This window comes from Halohasta sp. A2, assembly GCF_056175805.1.
This window is the reverse complement of sequence record NZ_JAQFWV010000055.1, coordinates 1-22,153: the sequence shown is the minus strand read 5'-3', so window position 1 is coordinate 22,153 and position 22,153 is coordinate 1. Positions and strand designations below refer to the sequence as shown.

The following is a 22,153-nucleotide window of genomic DNA, read 5'->3' as shown; positions in this document are numbered from 1 at the left end:
TTACATTGTCGTATTGTTGACCGCTTCGACTTCATATCGACAGAAGGCGTCCAATTGCATACAACTTTCACGGAAACTGGACGGAGAAAGCACCGAGAGTGCGATTAATTAGCGGCGCAACGAGGCATTTCGGATAGATCCTGGACCGCCGATTACCGTCGGCTCCGTATCGTGGCCGTATTAAAAGACGACTAATGACCGGTAGCGACCAGCTACTCTCTACCTACAGCCACTTGCTGACGTAGGGGCCATCCTGCGTGTAGCCGAGTTTCTCACGGTAGTACTGTCGGACGCCGATGCCCGAGATTACGCTGAGTTTGTCGAATCCAGCGTCGACGGCGAGTTCTTCGGCCGTGGCGAGCAGCTTCTTTCCGTAGCCACGATGCTGCCAGTCGCGGTCGCCCGCCTCCTTGCCGATGCCGGCCTCGCTGCCGTAGACGTGGAGTTCGCGGACGATGGCGGCGTTCTGGAGTTCCCGCCGGACGGGGTTGTTCGGGAATCGGAGCCGACAAAAGCCAATCAGAAGGTCTTGGACGGGATCTTCGAAGCTTATGAAGTGTTCGGTCCCACCGCAGACCTCGTAGGTCATGATGTCGAGTTCGATATTTTCGACATCTGGATCGGCCTCGTTCATCCCGACCTCACGGGCCCGGATGTCCCGGCATTCGATGCCCATCTCTTCGGCGCGCTGCGAGGCCAACTGTCGGAGGTTCGACTTCCAGACCCCGGCGTCGATGAAGTCTGCGGGAATATCGCGCTGGACGCGCTGGAGTCGCGTGTACTTCGGGATCATCCCCATCACTTCGGCGACGATCTCGGCTGCCTCCTCGTTGTTGAGGGGCTCGTACTCGTCACGCCGCCACATATCGTAGGTGAGGGTGTCCCGAACGACGAGCGTGGGGTAGATTTTCAGGTAGTCGGGTTTGTAATCCGAATTCGAGAAGAGTTGCCGGAAGTCCTCCAGGCACATTTCCCTGGTCATGCCGGGCTGGCCGGGCATCATGTGGAAGCCCACCTTGAACCCGGAATCACGGAGTCGACGGTTGGCGTCGATGGAGGCCTGCGAACCGTGGCCGCGGTGCATCTCGCGGTTGATTCGCTCGTAGGTGGTCTGAACGCCGACTTCGACCTTTGTGCCACCCAAATCGAGCATCCGGTCGATCTGCTCGGGGTCACACCAGTCGGGTTTGGTCTCGAACGTGGTGCCGATGTTGCGGATCTCGTTGGTCTCGTTTTCGGCGATCACGTCTTCGAGATAGTTGAACTCGTAACTCTCGGGGTCCTCGGCGAAGCTCACGCCCTCGGCCGCGGCGGGGTCGCTATCGAGATCGTAGTCGTTCATCGCTTCGAGCGCGCGCTTGACGAACCACTCCTGATAGTCGTGGCTTCGGGCGGTCATGGTGCCGCCCATCAGGATGAGTTCGACCTTGTCGACAGGATGCCCAATCGTCCGCAGCTGGTGGAGTCGGAGGGTGACCTGGCCGTAGGGGTCGTAATCGTTCTGGACGCCGCGGGCGGCGGCGGGCTCGTGGCCGGTGTAGCTCTGCGACGAGGAGAATTCGCTGGCGGGGCCACCGGGACAGTAGAGACACTTGCCGTGGGGACACATATGCGGCGAGGTCATAATGGCGACCGGCGAGACGCCTGAGGCAGTGCGAACGGGCTTGCGCTTGACGACCGCCTTGACCGTGTCGCGGTGTTCGCTGGGAGCGGCTTCCAGCAGTTCGGTGTTTTTTGGGACCTTTGGCGCGGAGTACTCCGAGCAGACGCTGAGTTTTGCCGATTCGAGGTCCTCGCGTTCGACCTCGCCGTCGACGATTTTCTCGACTAGCGCAGCACAGGCTTGTTCGAACGGGTCAGATTCGGCGACGCTCTCGGAGCTCACGCCGACGCCTCCCGAGGAGCGATAGTCATTATTCTTTCTCGCAGCGTTTGGCGGTTAAGCGTGTCGCTCGTCGTGGCCAGTCGTCACGACGGGCCGTGGCGGTTCGTACTCCATCTGGGTCTGAACGACGCCGGCGAGGTCCGCGCCGAACTCCCGGCTGATGAGATGGAACGCGAGATCCAACCCGGACGTGACACCGCCTGCGGTGACGAGGTCGCCGTCGTCGACGACTGCGATGATACGGTCAGTGGTCCCTGTGTCGTTACGACATCCACCGGGATACCCTCGGCTTCGATCGCTTCGGCGGCCTGTTCGACCGTGTCGGGAACGCCCTGCAGCTCCCCGATCGACTCGTTGACTGCTTTGCCCGTCTCGTCGGGGACCGTATTGACCTCCTCGAAAACGTGGAGAACAGTCACTTGCAACTCACCTTGGCCAAAGAGCTCTCTGAGCGAGGCGAGCTGTTTGTCGACCCGGTCGCGACTGCCGTCGACCGCGAGTAGAATGTGGTACACATCCCGGTGACCATCACGAAAGATACTATACTTTCTGTGTGCTGAAACTGTCGATAAATTAATTGTTCGTGTGTGACTCCTGTCGCTGAGATCGAGTCGAGCGGATGTTCAAGCGCGATCAGGCTCACACCGATCTGCGACCCACGTTCACGCATTGTGGACAGTCGACCCCAATAATAATGAGTACCGGATGCTTCGGTTATCAGTATTCGTGGATTCCAACGACCGATCGATCGTCTCGTTCGTCATGGTCAGCCATGCGATGGTACACATATACGAACTGTCAATTCCGATTCTGATGACGGTCTGGCTGCTCGAATTCTCGACGACGGCCGCCGTGTTGGGAGCGGCGGCGGCCGTTGGCTACGGGCTGTTCGGCGTCGGCGCGCTTCCGGGCGGACTGTTGGTCGACCGGTTCGGTTCGAAAACGCTGATCAGTGTCTGTCTCACCGGAATGGGGCTGTCGTTTCTGGTGCTGAGCCTCGCACCCGGTGTCGTCGGCATTACGCTCGCACTGGCGATGTGGGGGATCGCCGCGAGCGTCTACCATCCAGCCGGACTGACGCTTATAAGTAACGGGGTCGAAGATCGCGGGAAAGCGTTCGCCTACCACGGGATGGCTGGAAACACGGGCATCGCGGGCGGTCCACTGCTGACTGCTCTGCTGTTGCTCACTTTCGAGTGGCGGCTCGTGACCGCGCTGCTGGCGGTTCCCTCGCTTGTCGCGATGGTGGTCGGGCTGACCATCTCGTTCGATCCGACCGCTGCGGTGTCAATCGACGACGAGGCGAGTCAGCGCTCGGGTCCCTCGTCGCTCAATGCGTTCGCCAGCGAGACGCGACGGCTGTTTACGATCGGCTTCCTGTTGGTGTTCGTCATGGTCTCGTTCAACGGACTCTACTACCGGGGCGTTCTCACGTTCCTTCCCGACCTGCTCGGTGAGTTTCTGACCGCTGCCGTCGGGGATGTCAGTCTCGGGATTATCGACCCCGAGAGCCCGGTTGCCGAGGAGTTCGACCTTTCGCAGTACCTCTACGCCGGACTCCTGACCGTCGGCATCGGCGGGCAGTATCTCGGCGGTCGGCTCACCGAGCGCATCGAACCCGACCGTGGGCTCGCGATGATGCTCGGCGTGCTGACAATCATCGCGCTAGCGTTCGTTCCGGCCGCCCAGACGGGGCTCGCTGGACTGCTGGTCGGCAGTTTCGTTCTCGGCGTCTGTCTGTTTGCGATTCAGCCGCTCTCACAGGCGACGATTGCAAAGTACTCGCTGCCCGGATCGCGAGGACTCTCGTTCGGCTACACCTATCTCGCCATCTTCGGTATCGGCGCACTCGGAGCGGCAGTCACCGGCACCGTGCTCACCTACGCCTCCGTCTCGGTGATGTTCGTCGTACTCGCCGGGTTTTCGACGATCGCGGCGTGCCTCGGTGCGGTGTTGGTAGGCAAGCAGTTCGTGAGAACCTGATCCGGTCGACGACAGCCCATCGAAAAACACCGTCACTTCTCCGGCTCCTCGTGGAACGCAGACATTTATAAATAAGACCGGTTTGTCGGGTAACCGCTCATCAGGATCCTGGCCCCGGTGGGGTTGGTTGACCACCGCAAGTCGGAAACGTGCCGCTGGTCGAAAATTCGCTGTTGATCGAAGACTCGCCGCTGGTTGAAGACTCGTGGCTGGTCGGGGAAGATATCAGTCTTCGAGAGTCACAGCCGCGGCCGCCACCTCGTTGTCGACCGGTGGATCGGTCCGGATAACGCGAACGACAAACCCCGTTGCCAGCAACGACAGCACGGCGAGCAGTCCCCAACTGGCCCGGTAGCTGACCGTATCAGCCAACAGCCCGAACGTCGGTGGCGCAAACAGTGCCCCGGCGACGAGCGCAAGCTGGCCGCCGCCGGTCGCACTCCCCATTTCTTCGGCCGGGACCAGCGTCGCCATACAGGAGTAGTAGATACCGGTAAAACCGAGCGCGAAAAAGCCCAGTAGGATAAACACCACTGCCGCGACGAGCCGAGAGTCGACAAGCGCGACGGCGACGAACAACACCACACTGGCGGCCGACTGGACGAGAAGGATCTTCCCGATTCGTTGCTGTGGATTACCCGGCAACACATCACTCAGCCAGCCAGTGATGAGGCGTCCGGCACTCCCCGAAACCTGAATCGCCGCCAGCACAAATCCGCCGAAGGCGACGGTCGCCCCCACCGACTCGTTGATGTAAATGATGGTATACCCCGTGGTGGTAAACAGCCCAGCACCGAGAAACACCCCCGCGATCGTCAGCGACCGGTAGGGTTTGTTGTCGAAAAGCGTCCGGAAGTCGGGATAGTCGGTATCGCCGTCGACGGCCGCCCCACGGTACACGAGCCAGAAGGCCGCGGCGACGACGAGCCCGCCAGCGGCGGCCACATAGAAGCCTGCCTGCCAGAACAGGACGCCAGCGATGCCAGTAACCAGCAGCGCGCTCAGGCCGCTTCCGGCAGTGACGCCGACCTGCTTGATGCCAACGGCGAGATTTTGTCGACCGGCTGGGATGTTATCGAAGATCGCCTTGTTCGTCCCCGGCATCGCGGTGCCGTACAGTGATCCCAGAAGGAACGTACCGACCAGGAGGGTCGGATACGACCACGCGCCGGCGACGAGAACCGACCCGACCGAGAGCCCAATGAGGCCGATGGTGAGCATTTTTCGTTCGCCAAATCGGTCCGTCATCGCGCCAAGGGGAAGCAGAAACGTCGCATACCCCAACGAGAGCGCGGTGAGGACCAACCCGACCTGCGCGCCCGTGAGGGTGAACTGATCCCGAAAAAAGGGCGTCGCAGCAAAGATCGTATAGTAACAGACACTCGCAGCAAGCTGCCAGAGGAACACGAGCCAGACAGTGCGGCGGGCACCCATTGTGTCGCCCACGTCAACCATCATATAATATATGTGTTTTCCGATGGCATTGAACACCAGCTGGCGATCGCCTTCGAGCGCTATGCAGCGTCGACAGCCCCTTTAATAACGAACACCGGCATCGGCGCGCTGTCGACGACGCGCTCGGAGACGCTACCGAGCGCCTGGAGCTTCTCGCGAGGGGTCTTGCCGTCGGTTCCGATGACGATCACGTCGGTTCCGTGCTCGTTGGCAAAGCGGACGATCTCCTTGTCGGGAGTGCCTTTGCGGACGGCGGTTTCGGTCTCAATGCCGTCGGCGGCGGCTCGGTCGGCGACGGTTTGGACGGCGGTTTCGCCCGCTTCGACGAGGTCGGCTTCGACCGTCTCACGCTCGTCGGCTTCGGCGGCGTGGATCGCACGCGTGTCGACGACATACAGCGCCTGCAGCGTCGCGCCGGTATCCGCGGCAAGACGGAGGGCGTGCGGGAGTGTCTGTTCGACCGTGTCGCTGCCGTCAGTTGGAACCAGCACCGTATCGTACATGGTTTCACACAGGCCACCCCGTTGCTTAAAGGGTGGCCTCGGGATAACGTACAAGACCGCTGAGGCCGTAATTGTGGTATGCGACGAGAGCTGCCGAACCCGCCGGAATCCGGCCTGTTAAACGCGGTTCGGTTCGGCGACGACACCTTCCGATTCATCGAGACGATGCAGGCACGCTTCGACGATGGCGTCGCCGTTCCGATTCCCGGCCGTGCGCCGCTGGTGGTTCTCACGAACCCCACGCTCGTTCACGATGCGCTCTCTCGACCGGCTGAGTTCAGCCGTGTACCAGCCAGTGGTCCGGCCGCGCTCATCGCCACCCAGGGGTTGGTCCAGAGCGAAGGCGCGCTCTGGAGCCAACAGCGATCGATCATGGGACCGGCGTTCATCGGCCCGCAGGTCCGAGCGTACGCCAACACGGTCGGTCGACGCGTCGACTCACTCGTCGACGAGTGGACTACCGATCTCTCGGGAACCGACGCCATCACGCGAAACCTCCACGGCGAGATGACTGCGCTCACCGTCCGCGTCGCCTCGGAGATCCTCTTGGGCGAGGACATCGGCCGCGAACGCGCCGAGCAGTTCCACAGTTGGATGCAGGTCGCTGGCGACGAGTTCGAGTTCGGCCTCGATGCCGTCACGCCCGAGTGGGTCCCCACCCGCACGAATCCCGAGTTCAAAAAAGCCGCCGAAGGGATTCTCGGACTGGCCGAGGAGCTGATCGAGCGTCGACGCGCCGACCTCGCCGACCGAGAGCCCGACGACCACGGGCGGCCGAAGGACATGCTGACGATGCTGTTGCTGGCCGAGGACGATCCGGACGTCGAGTACCCACCGAACCAGATCCGCGACGAGGTGGCCACGTTTCTGATCGCCGGCCACGAAACCACCGCGCTGTCGCTTACCTACACGCAGTGTCTGCTTTCGCAGCACCCCGAGATCCGCCAGCGGGTACGCCAGGAGGCCAACGCGATCCTCAGCGACGAGACGCCCACGCACGATCACGTCGCCGATCTCGAGTACACCGGGCGCGTTTTTCAGGAGGCGCTCCGGTTGTATCCGGCAGCGTGGGCCGTCTTCCGGCAGTCGACCGCCGAAGTCCGACTCGGCGAGTATCGGATTCCAAAGGGGGCTGCAATCATCATGCCCCAGTGGTCGATCCATCGCGACCCGCGCTACTTCGAGTCGCCCAACCAGTTCGATCCCGATCGGTGGCTCAATCAGTCACCGCAGTCGGTCGAGGCGTACTTCCCCTTTAGCAGCGGGCCACACGCCTGTATCGGTCGACAGTTCTCGATCACGGGTGCACGGCTGGCGCTGGCGCGGATCGTCCAGCGGTTCGATGTCGACGTCGAGGACGGCGCACTCGACGATCTGCGGGCGACGCCGACGCTGCGGCCGGGCGGACCGGTCGAGTCGACGATCCAATTGATACCGTACGTCGACAACGCGTAGGAAGATGGATACCAGCCGCCTGACTGTGCCTTTTTATACTTCGTCGACCCACTCGGCGTTCGAGCGGTGTTGGGCGGCGACCACAGTGATTCCGCGCTGGTCGAGCAGACCGTCCTCGGTCAGTACACCCTCGACATGCTCACCAGGAGTTAAATCGAAAATCGGGTTGCGGACCGAAATCGAATCGACGCCGTCGTACACCGCCTCCGGCGGCCCTTGCTCGTCGTGGAACGTGTCGTCAGTGGCGACCTTATCGCGTGCGGCAACAACGTACACCGGCACGTCGGCGTGATCGGCTGCCAGCGCGAGCGCCCGTGTGCCAGCTTTATTAATGATGTCGCCGGTCGGCAAAATCGTATCCGCACCAACGAGAACCGCACCGAACTCACGACCGGTGAGCATTGCCGGTAGTGCCGCATCAGTCGTCAGCGTCACGTCGACGCCAGCGCTGGCCAGCGATTCGGCGAGGTCGATCCCCTCTCGGTCGGGCCGGGATTCGGCGACCGTAACTGGGTGGCCGAGCGTGGTGAGCGCGTCCTTGACTGTCCCGGACCACGAGAGCGTCGCAATCGGCCCCTCAACGCGGTCGGCGGCAGTTGCGGCGGCTGTCGCATCGGCGTCAAGCGCGGCGTCGATCTCCTGGATCGCACGGTCGTGAACCGCCGTCGGAGACTGGTCGGCCGCTGTCATCACGCGATTGATCCGGTTTTCAAGAACCGCCATGCTCGGGCGGGCGTCCTGCAGTGCGAGCGCGGTTTCGACCAACTCGTCCCAATCGTCGACCACCGCCGCGCGGTCCCGAAGCACTTCGAGCGCGCGAATCGAGAGCGCGGCCGAGCCGTGGACCGTGTCGGCAGCGATCGTCGTCGGCGACGGGGCGACCTGTTGGTACGCCTCCCAGAGTCCCGGGACGGTCTCGCGCTCACGGATGGCGGTTGCAGGCACCCAGTCGACGGCCTCGACGCCGTCGATAGCGCCGAGCTCGCGGCTCGGCGAATCGAACAGGACGGGGTGGATCGTCCGCTCGGTGTCGACGTTCTCGACAGTGAACGACTCGCCCGCGTAGGCCAGTGTCAACGACGAAAGTCCGGTCGTCTCGCGGACGAACCGCCGGGCTGCGGCCGCCCGGCTCTCGGAGTCGACGTCGATGGCCGTCGACAGCCCATCCCAGCGGCCGCGATCCGTCTCGCTGTCGGCCATGCGGGTCACCAACAGCTCACCACGGTTTCGGACGAACGCAGTGACGATATCTGTCATCACCCTACGTTTGGGCCCCGGTGATACGATGGTTTCTATTGTTCTCAACTTTGATATTTTTGTTCCGGCCGCGTCGACACCGGTTCGACCGGCCCCTATCGGCGGCCTTTTTGGCCGACAGGCCATTTTCACGCCATGGAACTATTCACCGTCGACGACATCCCCGAGATCGAGCCTGGGGACGATCTCGCCGCCGAGATCCGAACGCGGGTCGACCTCCAGGCCGACGACGTGGTGTGTGTCGCCAGTACGGTCGTCTCGAAAGCCGAAGGACGCATAGCGAATCTCGAGGACTACCCGGCGGGCCCACGGGCCCGCGAGATCGCGTCCCGTCTCTCCGAACTCGACGACCGCGAAAAGGATCCGCGATTCGCCCAAGCGGTGCTCGAAGAGAGCGTCGACCTCCTCATGGAGTCACCGTTTTTACTGACCGAGACGCGGTTCGGCCACGTCGGCGTCAACGCCGGGATCGACCGCTCGAACGTACCGGGCGGCGACCTGCTGTTGCTTCCCAAACGTCCCAGCGAGAGCGCGGCCCGAATTCAGTCGGAGCTTCCGGCCGACCAAGTGATCGTCACCGACACGTGTGGTCGACCGTTCCGCTATGGCCAACGCGGGGTCGCCATCGGCTGGGATGGGATGCCTGCCAGTCGCGACTGGCGCGGTCAGATCGACCGTGACGGCCGCGAGATGGGCGTCACCGTCCAGAACGTGATCGACGAACTCGCGGCGGCCGCAAATCTCGTCGCTGGCGAGGGCGCAGGGGGAACACCCGTCGTGGTCGTCCGTGGCTTCGAGTTCGGCGACCTGCCGGGCAGCCAGAACCACTTCCGCGAAGTCGACGGCGACTACGTCCGCCAGGCGTTGCGTGGCTGGTCACACAGCCCACAAGGGAGGAAAGCCTGATGTTCGGGATTGAACTCACGCCGGAACACCCGATCGAGCGACTCGTCGACCTCGGGGTTCGGGCCGAAAACGCGGGCTTCGATACGCTGTTTTCGTCGTGTCACTACAACAACCGCGACGCCTTCGCCGCGCTCCATCACATAGGCGCGTCGACCGACGACCTCCGCGTGGGCCCGGGCGTCGCCAACCCGTTCGAGATTCATCCCGTCACGCTAGCTTCGAAGGTCGCCACGCTCGATGAAGCCACCAGCGGGCGAGCCGTCTTCGGAATCGGGCCGGGCGACCCCTCTACGTTGGCCAACCTCGGCTATGCCGACGACCGCGGCCTTCGGCCCGTGCTTGAGGCATTTAAAACAGCCCAGAAGCTCTGGGCTGGCGAGCGCGTCGACCACGACGGCACGTTCGAAGCGACTGCCGCCGGACTCAACTACGAACCGCCGAGCGGCGCGGACATCCCGGTCTACGTCGGCGGCGAAGGGCCGCACATGTGCCGGATGGCCGCCAAACACGCCGGTGGCCTGCTGTTCAATGGGTCGCACGAGGCCGACCTCGCGTGGGCCCGCCAGCAGGTCGAGAAGGGACTGGCCGACCGGCCCGACGCTCGTGGAACGTTTGATCTGGCCGCGTATGCGAGTGTAAGCGTCAATGCTGAGCGCGAAGCCGCCCGCGAGGCCGCCCGGCCACCGGTTGCATTTATTACGGCCGGAGCTGCGCCACCGGTGTTGGATCGCCACGGGGTTGACAAGCAAACCGCCACAGACATCGGCGACCACATCAGCGCGGGCGAGTTCTCCGAGGCGTTCGAGCTCGTAACGCCCGCGATGATCGAGGCGTTCTGTATGGCTGGCACGGTCGACGAGGTCGCCGATCGAATGGCAGCTGTGCTCGATCACGCCGATAGTATCGTTGTTGGCTCGCCGCTCGGCCCAGAGCTAGAGACGGCGATCGATCTGGCGGCTGAGGCGTATCGTCGAGTCGACTGAGTCGTCGACTGGGTGTTATTTAAATGTTCGATAGGAGTTAGGCGGTCGACGGGAATAGGTTTATACATAGATACGAGGGATCGTCAGAACTCGTAACGCGGACGGATTCGAACCGCGGTCGTTCCACTTCGCTCACGGCTTCGCCGTTCGCTTTCGAGGTCGCAAGCGACCTCGCACCGCTCGACTCCCTGCTTCGAATCCGCGTCGTGATACTACTGCTCGCTTTCGCTCGCAAAAGATAGTCCCGGGCGGATTCGAACCGCCGTCATAGGCTCCAAAGGCCCATATGATTGGCCACTACACCACGGGACTGCGTTTATATTTCGGCGTTCGGATTTACATAGTCCTTTCTTTTCGGGTTGGTCGATGCCAGCCCACAGAATTAGGCCCACAGACGCCAACATCCACTATGGCTCACCGGTGTCCCGACTGCGGCGTCTCGCTCGAACGATCGACACCCATGACCGTGCTCAATCGCGAGAAGGTCACCCTCCGAACCGACGAGCCTCGGAAGGGAATTCTCGGCTCGCTCGGTGCCAAAGAGACGGTCGACGTTTTCGGCTACATCTGCCCCGAGTGCGGTCTCGTCCGGTGGTACGCTGATCTTGAAGACTGAACCCACAGCGCAGTTAGTATCACCGACAGAGCATCAGGTATGGAACTCGAACGTGTTGGCGTCCTGCTGGTGGGTGTCGGACTTGCGGTGGCACTGTTGTCGGCGGTCGCCTTCGGCTTCCACTGGGGCTCGACCGAAGTGTTCTGCGAGGACCACGACCCGAGCTACAGACTCAGCGGCGTCGACGGCCTGTCGATCCACTACTCCGACGGCTGTAACACCCACTACGTGAACCCCCTCGTCACCGGCGGCACGCTCCTCGCAGTCGCAGGGTTAGTCGTTGGGGGCGTCAGCATCCTCCGCGAACGGTCGACGACCGACTGACTCCTCGCTCCGCTATTTCACAAGCGTCACGCGCACTGGTGACCGGAAGACGACCGCCTCGGCGACGCCGCCGACCAGCGTCTGGGACTCCCGGTCGCGGCCGTGGCTCCCAAGGATCACGTGGCCGATGTCGTTGTCCTCGATATAGCGGACGATCTCGCGGTCGGGACGTCCCACTCGGGTTTCGGTCGTGAGGTCGACGCCGTGGTCGCTGGCCTGCTCGCGAGCGTCTTCGAACAGTTCGGCGGCGTACTCGTCGGCGCGGTCGTACCACTCCTCGCTGCCGTGGTGTGGACTGTCGTAGGCGTCGACGCCCAGCGACGCGTAGCTGTAGCCCGGTTCGCTCGGGTCGACGACGTGGAGGACGTGGATCTCGGCGTCGGAGTGTTCTTCGAGGGCGACAGTGAGTGCCTTGCTTCCGAGCGGCGAACCATCGAGCGGGACCAGTATCTGCGATGCCATAGGCCCTCTTCGGGCCGACGCCTCAAAGGCACAATTCAGCCACGACCGAGTGTCGCCCGGAGTGAACAGTCGACCGATTGAGAATGGCAAAACGGGACGGGTCGACTGACGCAAACCGACGGGATTTAAGCGTCTGTCACGCCGCCTTGTGGACGTATGAAACTCCACGAGTATCAGGCAAAGGAGATCTTTGCGGACGCAGGGATTCCGGTACCTGAATCTCAACTTGCTGACAGCATCGGCGGTGTGCTCGATGCCGTACGCGAGATCGGCTATCCAGCCGCGATCAAAGCACAGGTCCACGTCGGCGGCCGGGGGAAGGCCGGTGGGATCAAGATCGCAACCAATGAAGACGAGGCCCGCGAGGCCGCCGAGGCCATTCTCGGCATGGACCTCAAAGGCTACCACGTCAACGAAGTGCTTGTCGAACAGGGCGTCGACTTCGTCGACGAGTACTACGTCGGCGTGACGATGGACCGCGGCGAGGGCGAAGCCGTCGCCATGGTCTCGACCAAGGGCGGCGTCGACATCGAGCAGGTCGCCGAAGAAGACCCCGAGGCCATCGCCCAGGAACACATCGACCCCGCCTTTGGACTCCACCCGTACCAGGCCCGCAAGGTCGTCTACGACGCAGGCGTTCCCGCGGAGTACGCCCGCGATGTCACGTCGATTCTCTCGAAGCTGTACGATCTCTACGAGGATAACGACGCCAGCGACATCGAGGTCAACCCCGTCATGATCACCAGCGACGACGACGTGATCGCCGCCGACGCCGTCATGAACATCGACGAAGACGCCCTCTTTCGGCACCCGGACCTCGCCGAAATGGAAAAAGACGCCTATCAGAACGACCTTGAGCGCAAAGCAGGCGAATACGGCTTCGACTACGTTCGCCTCTCGGGCAACACCGGAATCATCGGCAACGGTGCCGGGCTCGTGATGACCACGCTCGACCTCGTGGACTACTACGGCGGCAAACCCGCAAACTTCCTGGATATCGGTGGCGGCGCGAAGGCCCAGCGCGTGGCCAACGCTCTAGATGTCGTCTTCTCCGATGAGAACGTCGACAGCGTCGTCTTCAACATCTTCGGCGGGATCACCCGCGGCGACGAAGTAGCGAAAGGGATCAACGAGGCACTCGAACAGTTCGACGAGATTCCGAAACCGGTCGTTGTCCGACTTGCAGGGACCAACGCCAAAGAAGGAATGGAGATCTTAAACACCGACCTCGTCCAGGTCGAAGCAACGCTTGAATCGGCAGTCCAGCGTGCGGTCAAAAACGCCGAAGAGGTGGCACAATGAGTATTTTCGTTGACGACGACACCAGAGTGGTAGTGCAGGGAATTACCGGCGGCGAAGGCAAGTTTCACACCCAACAGATGCTGGAGTACGGAACCAACGTCGTCGCTGGCGCGGTCCCCGGCAAGGGTGGCCAGGAAGTCGAAGGTGTCCCCGTCTACGACACCGTCGACGAGGCTGTCGAAGCCGAGGACGCAAACGCCTCGGTCGTCTTCGTCCCGCCAGCGTTCGCGGGCGATGCGATCTTCGAGGCCCTCGACACGGATCTCGACCTCGTCGTCGCGATCACCGAGGGCGTCCCAACCCAGGACATGGCCAAAGTCAACAAGCGACTAAGTGAGGTCGACACCAAACTACTCGGCCCGAACTGTCCGGGCATCATCACCCCCGGCGAGGCCAAACTCGGCATTCTGCCGGGCAACATCTTCGAATCCGGAAATGTGGGTCTCGTTTCGCGCTCGGGGACGCTCACCTACCAAGTGGTCTCCAATCTCACCGAACGTGGGATCGGCCAGACCACCGCGATTGGCATCGGTGGCGATCCGATTATCGGAACCTCGTTTATTGATGCCCTCGAAGCTTTCGAGGCCGATCCCGACACCGAGGCGGTCGTGATGTGCGGCGAGATCGGTGGCGAGGACGAAGAACAGGCGGCCAAATTCATCGCCGAAAACATGGATACGCCCGTCGCTGGCTTCATTGCCGGTCGAACCGCCCCACCAGGAAAACGCATGGGCCACGCCGGAGCCATTGTCTCTGGTTCGGGCACAGGAACCGCAGAATCGAAGATCAACGCACTCAACAACGCGGGCGTGCCGGTCGGCGACACCCCCGAAGAGGTCGCCGACGCCATCGAAGACTTCCTGTAGACTTCCTGGTGTCGACGGCCGGTTTGTGTTCGATTTATCGATTCATTCCGGTTTCAACCAATCGAAACGGGGGTTTGTTGCATGGTCTTTACAAATCCTTCAGACACCAACTATACCCGGCTAGCGACCAGTTGGTATACATGCCAATCCCGTTTGTCGGTTCGATTGTTGCCTTTGTTATTGCCCTCCTAATCGGTGGCCTTGCCATCTACATCAGTGCGCGTGTGCTCATTGACGTCGACGACTACAGCCACGCCGTGGTAACGGCGTTCCTGGGTGCGGTCGGCTGGGCGCTTACCTCGTGGATCCCCCTCATTGGCCCCGTCATCGCGCTGGTCGTCTGGGTCGGCGTCATCAAGTGGCGATACCCCGGCGGCTGGACAAAGGCCGCGCTCATCGGACTGGGCGCGTGGGTCTCCGCACTGCTCATCCTGTTCGTCGTGAACTCGATCCTTGGACTCGGAATCGGTGCGTTCGGCATCCCCGGTGTGTAGAACGGCCGGAGTGGGGTCACGGGTCGACCCTTTCGCGACATCATTTCTGGGTTAGTCACGATTCGCCGTGTGCTGACAGATACTGATACAAATCACGAGTTCGTGTCTCGTTGTCACGCAAACCAGCGCCAGCTGTTAGTCATTCGACTTGTTTTACGCAGCGACTGTGGGTAATAGCAAAGATATTATTAGACGTAGCATAATTCCAGAACAGAAACGGTGGCTGTGGTAGGTGAGAGTCCGTCGACTCACCCCTCGGCCACCACGCGAGGAATCCATTGTGAGCACACAAACCGAACAGCAGTCGACCGATGCGGGGATGGTCGAGTATGGAATCGAAGAGAAACCACCTGCGGGCCAGTCGATGGCACTGGGGCTTCAGCACTATCTGACGATGATCGGCTCGAACATCGCCGTGCCGTTGGTGATGGCAGGTGCGATGGGGATGCCCGCCGACGCGACCGCGCAGCTCGTTGGCACCTTCTTCGTCGTTTCGGGAATCGCCACGCTCGCCCAGACGACCGTCGGCAACCGCTATCCGCTCGTCCAGGGTGCGAGTTTCGCTATTCTCGCGCCCGCCCTGGCTATCATTGGCGTTGTCAGTTCGAACGGCGGTGGCTGGGAGACGATGATCGTCGAACTCCAGGGCGCGATGATCGTCGCTGGCGTGGTTCAGGTTCTGATCGGTTATTTCGGCCTCTTCGGGTATCTCAAACGCTTCCTGAGTCCCGTCGTCATCGCGCCGATCATCGCGCTGATCGGATTGGCGCTGTTCGACGCCCCACAGATCACGAACCCCGAGACACAGAGCCTCTGGCTGTTCGGGCTGACACTGGTGTTGATCGTCGGCTTCTCGCAGTATCTCACCGATCGCAACCGGGTGTTCAAGCTGTACCCCGTCCTGCTGGGCTTGGTTGGCGCGTGGCTCATCGCGACCGTCCTCTCAGTCGCCGGAGTCATTCCCGAGGGGTCGAACGCCTTCGTCGACCTCAGCGGCGTCACCGAAGCCACACTCCTCCAGCCAATCGTTCCCTTCCAGTGGGGAACCCCGCAGTTCACGCCCGCGTTCATCGTCGGGATGGTCGCTGGCGTCATCGCCTCGATGATCGAGAGCTTCGGCGACTACTACGCCGTCGCCCGGATCTCCGGCGAGAAGGCCCCCAGCGCCGGGCGGATCAACCACGGACTCGGCATGGAGGGGATCGGTAACGTCTTCGCGGGGATCATGGGCACCGGCAACGGCTCGACGTCCTACTCGGAGAACATCGGCGCGATCGGCATTACGGGCGTCGCCTCCCGGTACGTCGTACAGGTTGGCGCGATCATGATGCTCGCGGCGGGCTTTCTGGGGTACGTCGGTGGCTTCGTGACGACGATTCCCGACCCGATCGTCGGCGGGCTCTTTTTAGTGATGTTCGCCCAGATTATCGGCGTTGGGCTTTCGCAGCTCCAGTACGTCGACCTCAACGAGAACCGGAACGTGTTCATCATCGGTCTCACCCTCTTGAGCGGGCTGTCGATTCCGACGTTCGTCGAGAACCTCGCTGGCGATTCGGGCGCAGCCGCCATTCAGGAGCTCCTCGTCGACGTGCCTGTGGCGGGGGTCGTCCTCGGGACCGAACTCGTCGCCCAGACCGTCTTCGTCGTCGGCACGACGGGTATCGCCGTCGGCGGCATCATCGGCTTCCTGCTCGATCTCACGATTCCCGGCAGTCCCGAGGGTCGCGGGCTGACCGAGTGGGAAGACATCACCGAAGACGACGACGACTTCGAGGCCGTCCACGAGCGGTATCTCTCCGGGAGCACGCCGAAAACGGGCGACGATTAATCACGCTCGGCTCCGGGTCCGATCCTATCGGCCCTTATAAGTAGGCGTCGGCTACTAATCGCTGATTCCGTTCAGTGGTGTCTGAAATCGCGCGAACTTCGTTTCACTCGTTCACTGACTTCCGCCATCCGTTCACTCCGTTCAGTCATGCCGGAAGGCGTGCGTGTTCGCTCCACTCACACGCTGCTTTCCGACACGCTTTCGCTTCGCTCAATCGTGTCGGAAACACCGCATCCCGGTGAACACCATCGCCATCCCGTGTTCGTTTGCCGCCTCAATCACGTCCTCGTCGTTAACCGAGCCGCCGGGCTGAATCACCGCTTCGATACTAGCTTCGGCGGCGGCCTCAATCCCATCCGGGAACGGGAAGAAGGCATCCGAGCCCATCACGGCACCCTCGGCACTCTTGCCGACGGCGTCGCGCTCGGCCTTCTTGCCAGCGAGTTCGACAGCGTCGACACGCGAGACTTGCCCCACACCGAGCCCGACCGTTTCGGTTCCCGAGGCAAACACGATGCCGTTCGATTTGACGTGTTTGAGCGTCTGCCACGCGAACCTCATCGTCTGTAGCTCCTCGTCGGTCGGCTCTCGCTCGGTGACGACCTCGAACTCCTCGATCGACGGCGAAGCCAGATCTCGCTCCTGGACGAGTCGGCCACCCACGATCGGTTTCTCCGTGAGGCGCTCGCTAACCTCGCCGAGATCGCCCACATCAAGCACTCGAAGGTTCTTCTTTTCGGTCAGCACATCGAGTGCGGCGTCGGTGTACCCGGGTGCGACGACGACCTCTTTAAATGAGTCGACGATCTGCTCGGCAGTTTCGGCATCACACTCACCGTTGAGCGCGACCACGCCACCGAAGGCACTCTTTGGATCTGTACGGAGGGCCTTGTCGTAGGCATCCGACAGCGAGTCGGCGGTCGCACAGCCTGCGGGGTTGGTGTGTTTGATCACCGCGGCGGCGGGCTCGTCGAACTCTTTGATCAGGTTGAGTGCACCGTCAGCGTCGTTGTAGTTGTTGTACGACAGTGCCTTCGCCCCCTCGTTGAGCTGTGGGGCCGACACCACGTTAGCCTCCTCGCAGGTGCCGTCAGCGTACACCGCGCCGTCCTGATGTGGATTCTCGCCGTACCGTAACGTGTCAGCGAGATCGTCGGAAACCAGTCGACGCTGGGGGAAATCCCCGCCAGTGTCGCCCTCGATTTCGACCGTTTCAGAGTCCCTATCAACCGTCACACGGTCCTCAGCGAACCACCGAACGACCCGCGGGTAGGCCGTGAACTCGGCGTCATAGAGGACGCGTTTTTTCAGGTCGACGGTGTCGTCGTCCTCGTACACTGGGACTGCCTCCTGGGTGACGATGGGTCCGGCGTCGACCTCCTCGGTGACGACGTGGACCGTACAGCCGGTCATCCGTGCTCCGGAGTCGAGCACCTGCTCGTGGGCGTCCATACCGGGGAACGCCGGAAGCAAGGAGGGATGGATGTTGAGCGTGGTGGGGGTGTTGTCGATGAACGTCTCGGTCAGCACCCGCATATAGCCATCCAGGCAGACGATATCGAAATCGTACCCCTCCAGCGTGTCGAGGATGCGCGTTTCGTGAGACGCTCGGGATTCTCCCTCCTGGCGGGTGACGACCTCGGTGGGTATTCCGCGCTCGGAGGCCCCTTCGAGAACAGGGGCACCATCTTGGTTTGTGAGAACGATAGACAGCTCCGCACCGCCTGGCATCCGGTCGGCGATATGCAGCAGATTTCGGCCGCGATTGCTCGCTAAGCCAGCGATTTTAACCATATGTGAGCCACCCACGGTGACCGAAAAACAGTTGCGGTCGACCGCGGTCGGTGTGCACAGTCACGGATAGATACCCCGTTCAATGCGGCTGCCTACCGGAAACATATACACAGAAGTGGTGGTTTCTATCGACATTCTTTTGCGAGTACCACCACCAGACTCAGCCATGACTGAACTCCCGCGATCCGATCCGCTGGTGGCGGTCTCGCCGCTCGACGGTCGGTATGCCCGACGGACAGCCCCGCTCTCGCCGTACGCTAGCGAATCCGGTCTCATGCGTGCTCGTGTCCACGTAGAGGCAGATTACCTGCTCGCACTCGCAGCTCTCGATGTGGTTCCAATCGATCTCACCGAGTCAGAGTCGACCGCCCTCCAGGAGACCTACAAGAGCTTCGACGCCGAAGACGCCCGGCTGATCAAGGAGATCGAAGTCGACGGTGTGCATGGGTATTCGGCGACTAACCACGACGTAAAGGCAGTCGAATACTTCCTTCGCATCAAACTCGACGACGCCGAGGCAGTCGATGATGCCGAACGACTCTACCCCTGGATTCATTTCGGGTTGACCAGCGAGGACGTCAACAACCTCGCCCACAGACTGCTGGTCAAACCCGCCGTTGAGACCGTCATCGTGCCAACCCTCCAAGAGCTCCGCGACGAACTCGTCGACCTCGCACACGAACACCGCGACCTATCGATGCTCGCCCGGACCCACGGCCAGCCCGCCACGCCGACGACGTTCGGCAAGGAGATGGCCGTCTACGCCGCCCGTCTCGGCAAGGCCATCGCCCGCGTGCAGGCTGCGACCGACGATCTCGCGGGCAAACTCGCAGGCGCGTCGGGGACCTACGCGGCACACCATGCGGCCTACCCGGACGTCGACTGGCAGGCCTTCTCCCACTCTTTCGTCACCGGTCTTGGGCTCGATCACACTAACCTTGCCACACAGGTCAACCACTGTGACGATCTGGCGACCGTCTTCGACGCGCTTTGCGGCGTTAACAACATCCTAATTGATATGGATCGTGATATGTGGCTCTACATCTCGGATCGGTATCTCGGCCAACGGACCGTCGAGGGTGAAACGGGCTCGTCGACGATGCCTCACAAAGTCAACCCCATTGACTTCGAAAACAGCGAAGGAAACCTCTCGAAGGCGAACTCGGATCTCACCTTCCTTGCGGACTACATCACGACCTCGCGACTCCAGCGGGATCTCTCGGATTCGACGGTCAAGCGCAACATCGGGGCCGCATTCGGTCACTGTTTGATCGGCTATCAAAAAACACAGGCCGGAGTCGACAAGATCGTCCCCAACGAGCAGGTGATGACCGATGAACTGGAGTCGACCCCCGAGATTATCGGCGAGGCCGTCCAAACGATCCTCCGCCGAGAGGGCGACACCGACGCCTACGAGCGCGTCAAAGACCTCACACGTGGCAAACAGATTACCATCGAGGATTTCTACGATCTGTTCGAATCCTTGGACGTCGACGAGTCGGTCCGCGAGGAACTGCTCGCACTGACGCCGACGAACTATACCGGGATCGCAGCCGAACTCGCTGACGAGGTAGTCAACGACTAACACTACAATTGACGTTCTCAGTTTATAGAGCGGCGTGTAGAGTTCCGGTTTCCAGCAACCCAGCCGAAACAGTTAGTCGCTGTGTTGTGCGTGAGCGACAATCACCGGTGAGTCGGCCTCCCGCTGGACGTGTTTCGAGGTCGACCCGAAGACGAACCGTTCGAGCGGGCCGACTGTCGGCGCACCCATGACGGTGAGATCGTAGTAGTTCGACTGCTCGGTGATCGCCTCGGGTGCGTCCGGAGCCTCGTACAGCCAGGTGTCGACGCGGTCGGTGTCGGACTCGTCGATCGTTGCAAGTGCCGTGTTCAGGACCCTCTGGCCACGATTTCGGGTTTGTTCGGAGTCGTCTTCGATCACGTGAAACAGGTCGACGGCGGCGTCGTTGGCACGAGCAAGCGCAACGGCGGTCTCAACAGCCAACTCGCTGTGGTCGCCGCCAGCAATTGGGACCAAAACGGAGGCGATCCGGTCGGTCTCACCGCGCCCGTCGACGGTCAGCACGTCGGTTTTCGCCGAGAGCCGCTCGGCAGGATCCGAAAACAGTTCGCCCAACAGATGCTGTTCGGTGTTTCGCGTGACCACGAGCGCTGAGGGAGTGTGCTGGCTGACGACCAGATCGAGCCCCGCCTCACTCGCACTCTCAACGCTCGTTGTCGACGAGCAGTGGCCTTCGCGGTGACTCTCCGGTAGTGGAGTAGCCGCCTCCGCCACCGTTCTGTTGCTTACCAACAGGTTGGTACGCCGACTCGTGGCAAGCGCATGGGCGACCGATGCGGCGCGCCTGTGAGCTGTCTCATCGTCTACGGGGCCGAGTACACAGGGTCCAGCCGCCGGATACTCGTCGTTCGTCGGCTGGGCGTCGGAGACCCCGATCATTATACAATATTCTGTGTGCTAATGTGGTATAAAGAACAGTGAAATTCAGATGAGTGGTATGTAATTAATTATTTTTCAATGATGCTTTCTTCGACCGCTTCGCCGAAGTGTCGGGCAACGTCTTCATAGTAGACGAGCATTTCGTCGCCGACTTCGAGGTCAGTGACGGCTTTGCGGCCGTTGCTGGTCGCGACTTTGATCGTTTCGGCGTTCTGTAGCAACGTCTCGATTCGGTCGCCGTCGACGTCGAGTTCGACCCGAAACATCGGTCGTTTTTCGATCTTCACGCGGCCGACGATCGCCTCACGGGTGTTGCCGTCGGTGTCGACGACCTGGACCTCGTCGCCGCTTTTGAGTTCGGCGAGGTACTTCGTGCCACCGTCAGGTGTGCGGACGTAGGCGTGGACGGCCCCTGCGTTGACCCGGAACGGCCGGGAGGCAACGTACGGCGACTGAGCGGTCTCGGCGTGGACGAAGAACAACCCGCGGGACATCGAGCCGATAAGCATTCCCTCGTCGTGGTCCATCAGACTGCCCGTGTCGATACAGACCCGATCGGCCATCCCAGTTCGTTCGACTGCCAGCACCTCGCCGTACTGGAGATCGAGTGTTTCGCGCTCGGCGGCATCCCGAACCTCGACTGTCGTTCGGATTTCGTCGGGGTTGTCGGTGTCGAGCAGCACGCCATCAGCGCCGATTTCGAGCGTCTCGAAGGCGGTCTGAGCCTCTTCGGCGGTCGTTACGCCGGCGAGAAGATCAGTCTCTTCGCCGATTCTGGCGATCAGGTTTTCGAGCGGGATGATCGTCCAGTCCTCACCGATAACGATGGTGTAGTCGGCATCGTGGGCCGCAGCTTCGGCGAAGGCTTCGTACTCTTGGTCAAAGATTCGGATATAGGCTCCCTGTGCCCGGTCGTCGCTGTGACGGAGCGTCGTGAGATCTGCAGACCCCGAAAAGTCGGAGGGGAGGTCGACCGTGCCGTCGCCTTCACCGTCTTTGCCGACGAAGTAGGCGTCGGCTACTGCGTCATCCCTGTCGGAGTCAGCTGTGTCGACCATATCGGCGTCCGACCGGAACGCCGCGACGCTGATGTCGCCGAGTTCGCGGACTCGACCCACGTCGCCTTCGTCGACCAGCACCCAGTCAACGCCAGCTTCGATCGCGGTCGTGATTCGGTTCTTTCGTGTCTCCCACTCGCCGACCGTGTCGTCAGCCTTCAGCCAAACCGTTCGCGTCATTACCTGTTGGTCAAAGCCGGGAGGCTTGAACGTGACGGAACTACAGCCCTGTCGACGGCAGTCGACACCAGCAGTGAACTACCCCACCCTACTCGCTCACCGCTGACGCGGTTCGCTCCTTGAGGGTGGGGCTTCCTGCTTCAACGACGCGCTTTGCAGACACGGACGTGTCCACAGGGAGTGCAGTCTCCACAGGCGTTGACGAGAGCAAGAGTGGTCAGCGTAACTTTTGAATATCGGTGAGGAACTTTTTGATCCAACCATTCGCAAATCCAAGACGTTGAGAGAGATCTAAGAATGTGTCAGTGACAAACTGTTTGAAATGCTCTTGATTCTCG

At 61.6% G+C, this 22,153-nt stretch carries 20 protein-coding genes and 1 tRNA gene; 11 read left to right on the top strand and 10 right to left on the bottom strand.

Features of this window, described 5'->3' with window-relative positions; genetic code table 11:
* Positions 1-223: 223 nt before the first annotated feature.
* On the bottom strand, positions 224-1,885 hold the full coding sequence (locus tag O2S87_RS13760; protein WP_475409360.1) for a tRNA uridine(34) 5-carboxymethylaminomethyl modification radical SAM/GNAT enzyme Elp3: 1,662 nt from the start codon (positions 1,883-1,885) through the stop codon (positions 224-226).
* 83 nt (positions 1,886-1,968) lie between these two features.
* A complete protein-coding gene (locus tag O2S87_RS13755; RefSeq protein WP_475409359.1) occupies positions 1,969-2,400 on the bottom strand; it encodes a hypothetical protein in 432 nt (143 codons plus the stop codon).
* A 211-nt stretch (positions 2,401-2,611) separates the two neighbouring features.
* Here O2S87_RS13755 and O2S87_RS13750 point away from each other — a divergent pair, with 211 nt between their 5' ends.
* Entirely contained in the window at positions 2,612-3,868 is a 1,257-nt protein-coding gene (locus tag O2S87_RS13750; RefSeq protein WP_475409358.1) for an MFS transporter, read from the top strand.
* Positions 3,869-4,093: 225 nt separating this feature from the next.
* On the opposite strand, the gene O2S87_RS13745 is transcribed toward O2S87_RS13750, so the two are convergent.
* Together O2S87_RS13745 and O2S87_RS13740 are read right to left on the bottom strand one after the other, a co-directional pair.
* Positions 4,094-5,326 (bottom strand): MFS transporter, encoded by a 1,233-nt coding sequence (locus O2S87_RS13745; RefSeq protein ID WP_475409357.1) that lies wholly within the window; start codon positions 5,324-5,326, stop codon positions 4,094-4,096.
* Positions 5,327-5,382: 56 nt separating this feature from the next.
* Positions 5,383-5,826 carry a universal stress protein gene (locus O2S87_RS13740; RefSeq protein WP_475409356.1) on the bottom strand — a complete coding sequence of 148 codons (444 nt, stop codon included), beginning with the start codon at positions 5,824-5,826 and terminating at the stop codon, positions 5,383-5,385.
* 78 nt (positions 5,827-5,904) lie between these two features.
* Here O2S87_RS13740 and O2S87_RS13735 point away from each other — a divergent pair, with 78 nt between their 5' ends.
* On the top strand, positions 5,905-7,281 hold the full coding sequence (locus tag O2S87_RS13735; RefSeq protein WP_475409355.1) for a cytochrome P450: 1,377 nt from the start codon (positions 5,905-5,907) through the stop codon (positions 7,279-7,281).
* Positions 7,282-7,314: 33 nt separating this feature from the next.
* Here O2S87_RS13735 and O2S87_RS13730 read toward each other — a convergent pair whose 3' ends face one another.
* Complete coding sequence (locus O2S87_RS13730) at positions 7,315-8,538, bottom strand: eIF2B alpha/beta/delta subunit family protein (RefSeq protein WP_475409354.1); 1,224 nt, start codon at positions 8,536-8,538, stop codon at positions 7,315-7,317.
* Positions 8,539-8,673: 135 nt separating this feature from the next.
* On the opposite strand from O2S87_RS13730, the gene O2S87_RS13725 reads away from it, so the two are divergent.
* Both O2S87_RS13725 and O2S87_RS13720 read left to right on the top strand, forming a co-directional pair.
* Entirely contained in the window at positions 8,674-9,444 is a 771-nt protein-coding gene (locus O2S87_RS13725; RefSeq protein WP_475409353.1) for a coenzyme F420-0:L-glutamate ligase, read from the top strand.
* The gene (locus O2S87_RS13720) at positions 9,444-10,427 is read left to right on the top strand and encodes a 5,10-methylenetetrahydromethanopterin reductase (RefSeq protein ID WP_475409352.1); all 984 of its coding nucleotides are present in this window, start codon (positions 9,444-9,446) and stop codon (positions 10,425-10,427) included. Before O2S87_RS13725 ends, O2S87_RS13720 begins: the two co-directional genes overlap by 1 nt.
* 239 nt (positions 10,428-10,666) lie before the next feature.
* Here the strand turns inward: O2S87_RS13720 and O2S87_RS13715 are convergent.
* Positions 10,667-10,739 (bottom strand) — tRNA-Gln (locus O2S87_RS13715).
* Between the two features lie 97 nt (positions 10,740-10,836).
* Here O2S87_RS13715 and O2S87_RS13710 point away from each other — a divergent pair.
* A complete protein-coding gene (locus O2S87_RS13710) occupies positions 10,837-11,043 on the top strand; it encodes a hypothetical protein (protein ID WP_475409351.1) in 207 nt (68 codons plus the stop codon).
* 39 nt (positions 11,044-11,082) lie between these two features.
* On the top strand, positions 11,083-11,367 hold the full coding sequence (locus O2S87_RS13705) for a hypothetical protein (RefSeq protein ID WP_475409350.1): 285 nt from the start codon (positions 11,083-11,085) through the stop codon (positions 11,365-11,367).
* A 12-nt stretch (positions 11,368-11,379) separates the two neighbouring features.
* Here the strand turns inward: O2S87_RS13705 and O2S87_RS13700 are convergent, their stop codons facing one another.
* Positions 11,380-11,829, bottom strand: coding sequence for a universal stress protein (locus O2S87_RS13700; RefSeq protein WP_475409349.1), 450 nt, complete (start codon positions 11,827-11,829; stop codon positions 11,380-11,382).
* Between the two features lie 156 nt (positions 11,830-11,985).
* On the opposite strand from O2S87_RS13700, the gene sucC reads away from it, so the two are divergent.
* From sucC to O2S87_RS13680, 4 genes are all read left to right on the top strand, one after another.
* Entirely contained in the window at positions 11,986-13,131 is a 1,146-nt protein-coding gene (gene sucC / locus O2S87_RS13695; RefSeq protein WP_475409348.1) for an ADP-forming succinate--CoA ligase subunit beta, read from the top strand.
* The gene (gene sucD, locus O2S87_RS13690) at positions 13,128-13,997 is read left to right on the top strand and encodes a succinate--CoA ligase subunit alpha (protein ID WP_475409347.1); all 870 of its coding nucleotides are present in this window, start codon (positions 13,128-13,130) and stop codon (positions 13,995-13,997) included. The genes sucC and sucD overlap by 4 nt, the downstream gene beginning before the upstream one ends.
* 140 nt (positions 13,998-14,137) lie before the next feature.
* Positions 14,138-14,491, top strand: coding sequence for a hypothetical protein (locus tag O2S87_RS13685; RefSeq protein ID WP_475409346.1), 354 nt, complete (start codon positions 14,138-14,140; stop codon positions 14,489-14,491).
* Positions 14,492-14,810: 319 nt separating this feature from the next.
* Positions 14,811-16,319 carry a uracil-xanthine permease family protein gene (locus tag O2S87_RS13680; protein ID WP_475409361.1) on the top strand — a complete coding sequence of 503 codons (1,509 nt, stop codon included), beginning with the start codon at positions 14,811-14,813 and terminating at the stop codon, positions 16,317-16,319.
* Between the two features lie 210 nt (positions 16,320-16,529).
* Here O2S87_RS13680 and purN read toward each other — a convergent pair whose 3' ends face one another.
* Complete coding sequence (purN, locus tag O2S87_RS13675) at positions 16,530-18,113, bottom strand: phosphoribosylglycinamide formyltransferase (protein ID WP_475409345.1); 1,584 nt, start codon at positions 18,111-18,113, stop codon at positions 16,530-16,532.
* A gap of 166 nt (positions 18,114-18,279) precedes the next feature.
* On the opposite strand from purN, the gene purB reads away from it, so the two are divergent.
* Positions 18,280-19,698 (top strand): adenylosuccinate lyase, encoded by a 1,419-nt coding sequence (gene purB, locus O2S87_RS13670; RefSeq protein ID WP_475409344.1) that lies wholly within the window; start codon positions 18,280-18,282, stop codon positions 19,696-19,698.
* A gap of 72 nt (positions 19,699-19,770) precedes the next feature.
* On the opposite strand, the gene O2S87_RS13665 is transcribed toward purB, so the two are convergent.
* Positions 19,771-20,577 carry a universal stress protein gene (locus O2S87_RS13665; protein WP_475409343.1) on the bottom strand — a complete coding sequence of 269 codons (807 nt, stop codon included), beginning with the start codon at positions 20,575-20,577 and terminating at the stop codon, positions 19,771-19,773.
* Positions 20,578-20,645: 68 nt separating this feature from the next.
* Entirely contained in the window at positions 20,646-21,815 is a 1,170-nt protein-coding gene (locus O2S87_RS13660) for a 3-dehydroquinate synthase II (RefSeq protein ID WP_475409342.1), read from the bottom strand.
* Positions 21,816-22,153 lie beyond the last annotated feature (338 nt).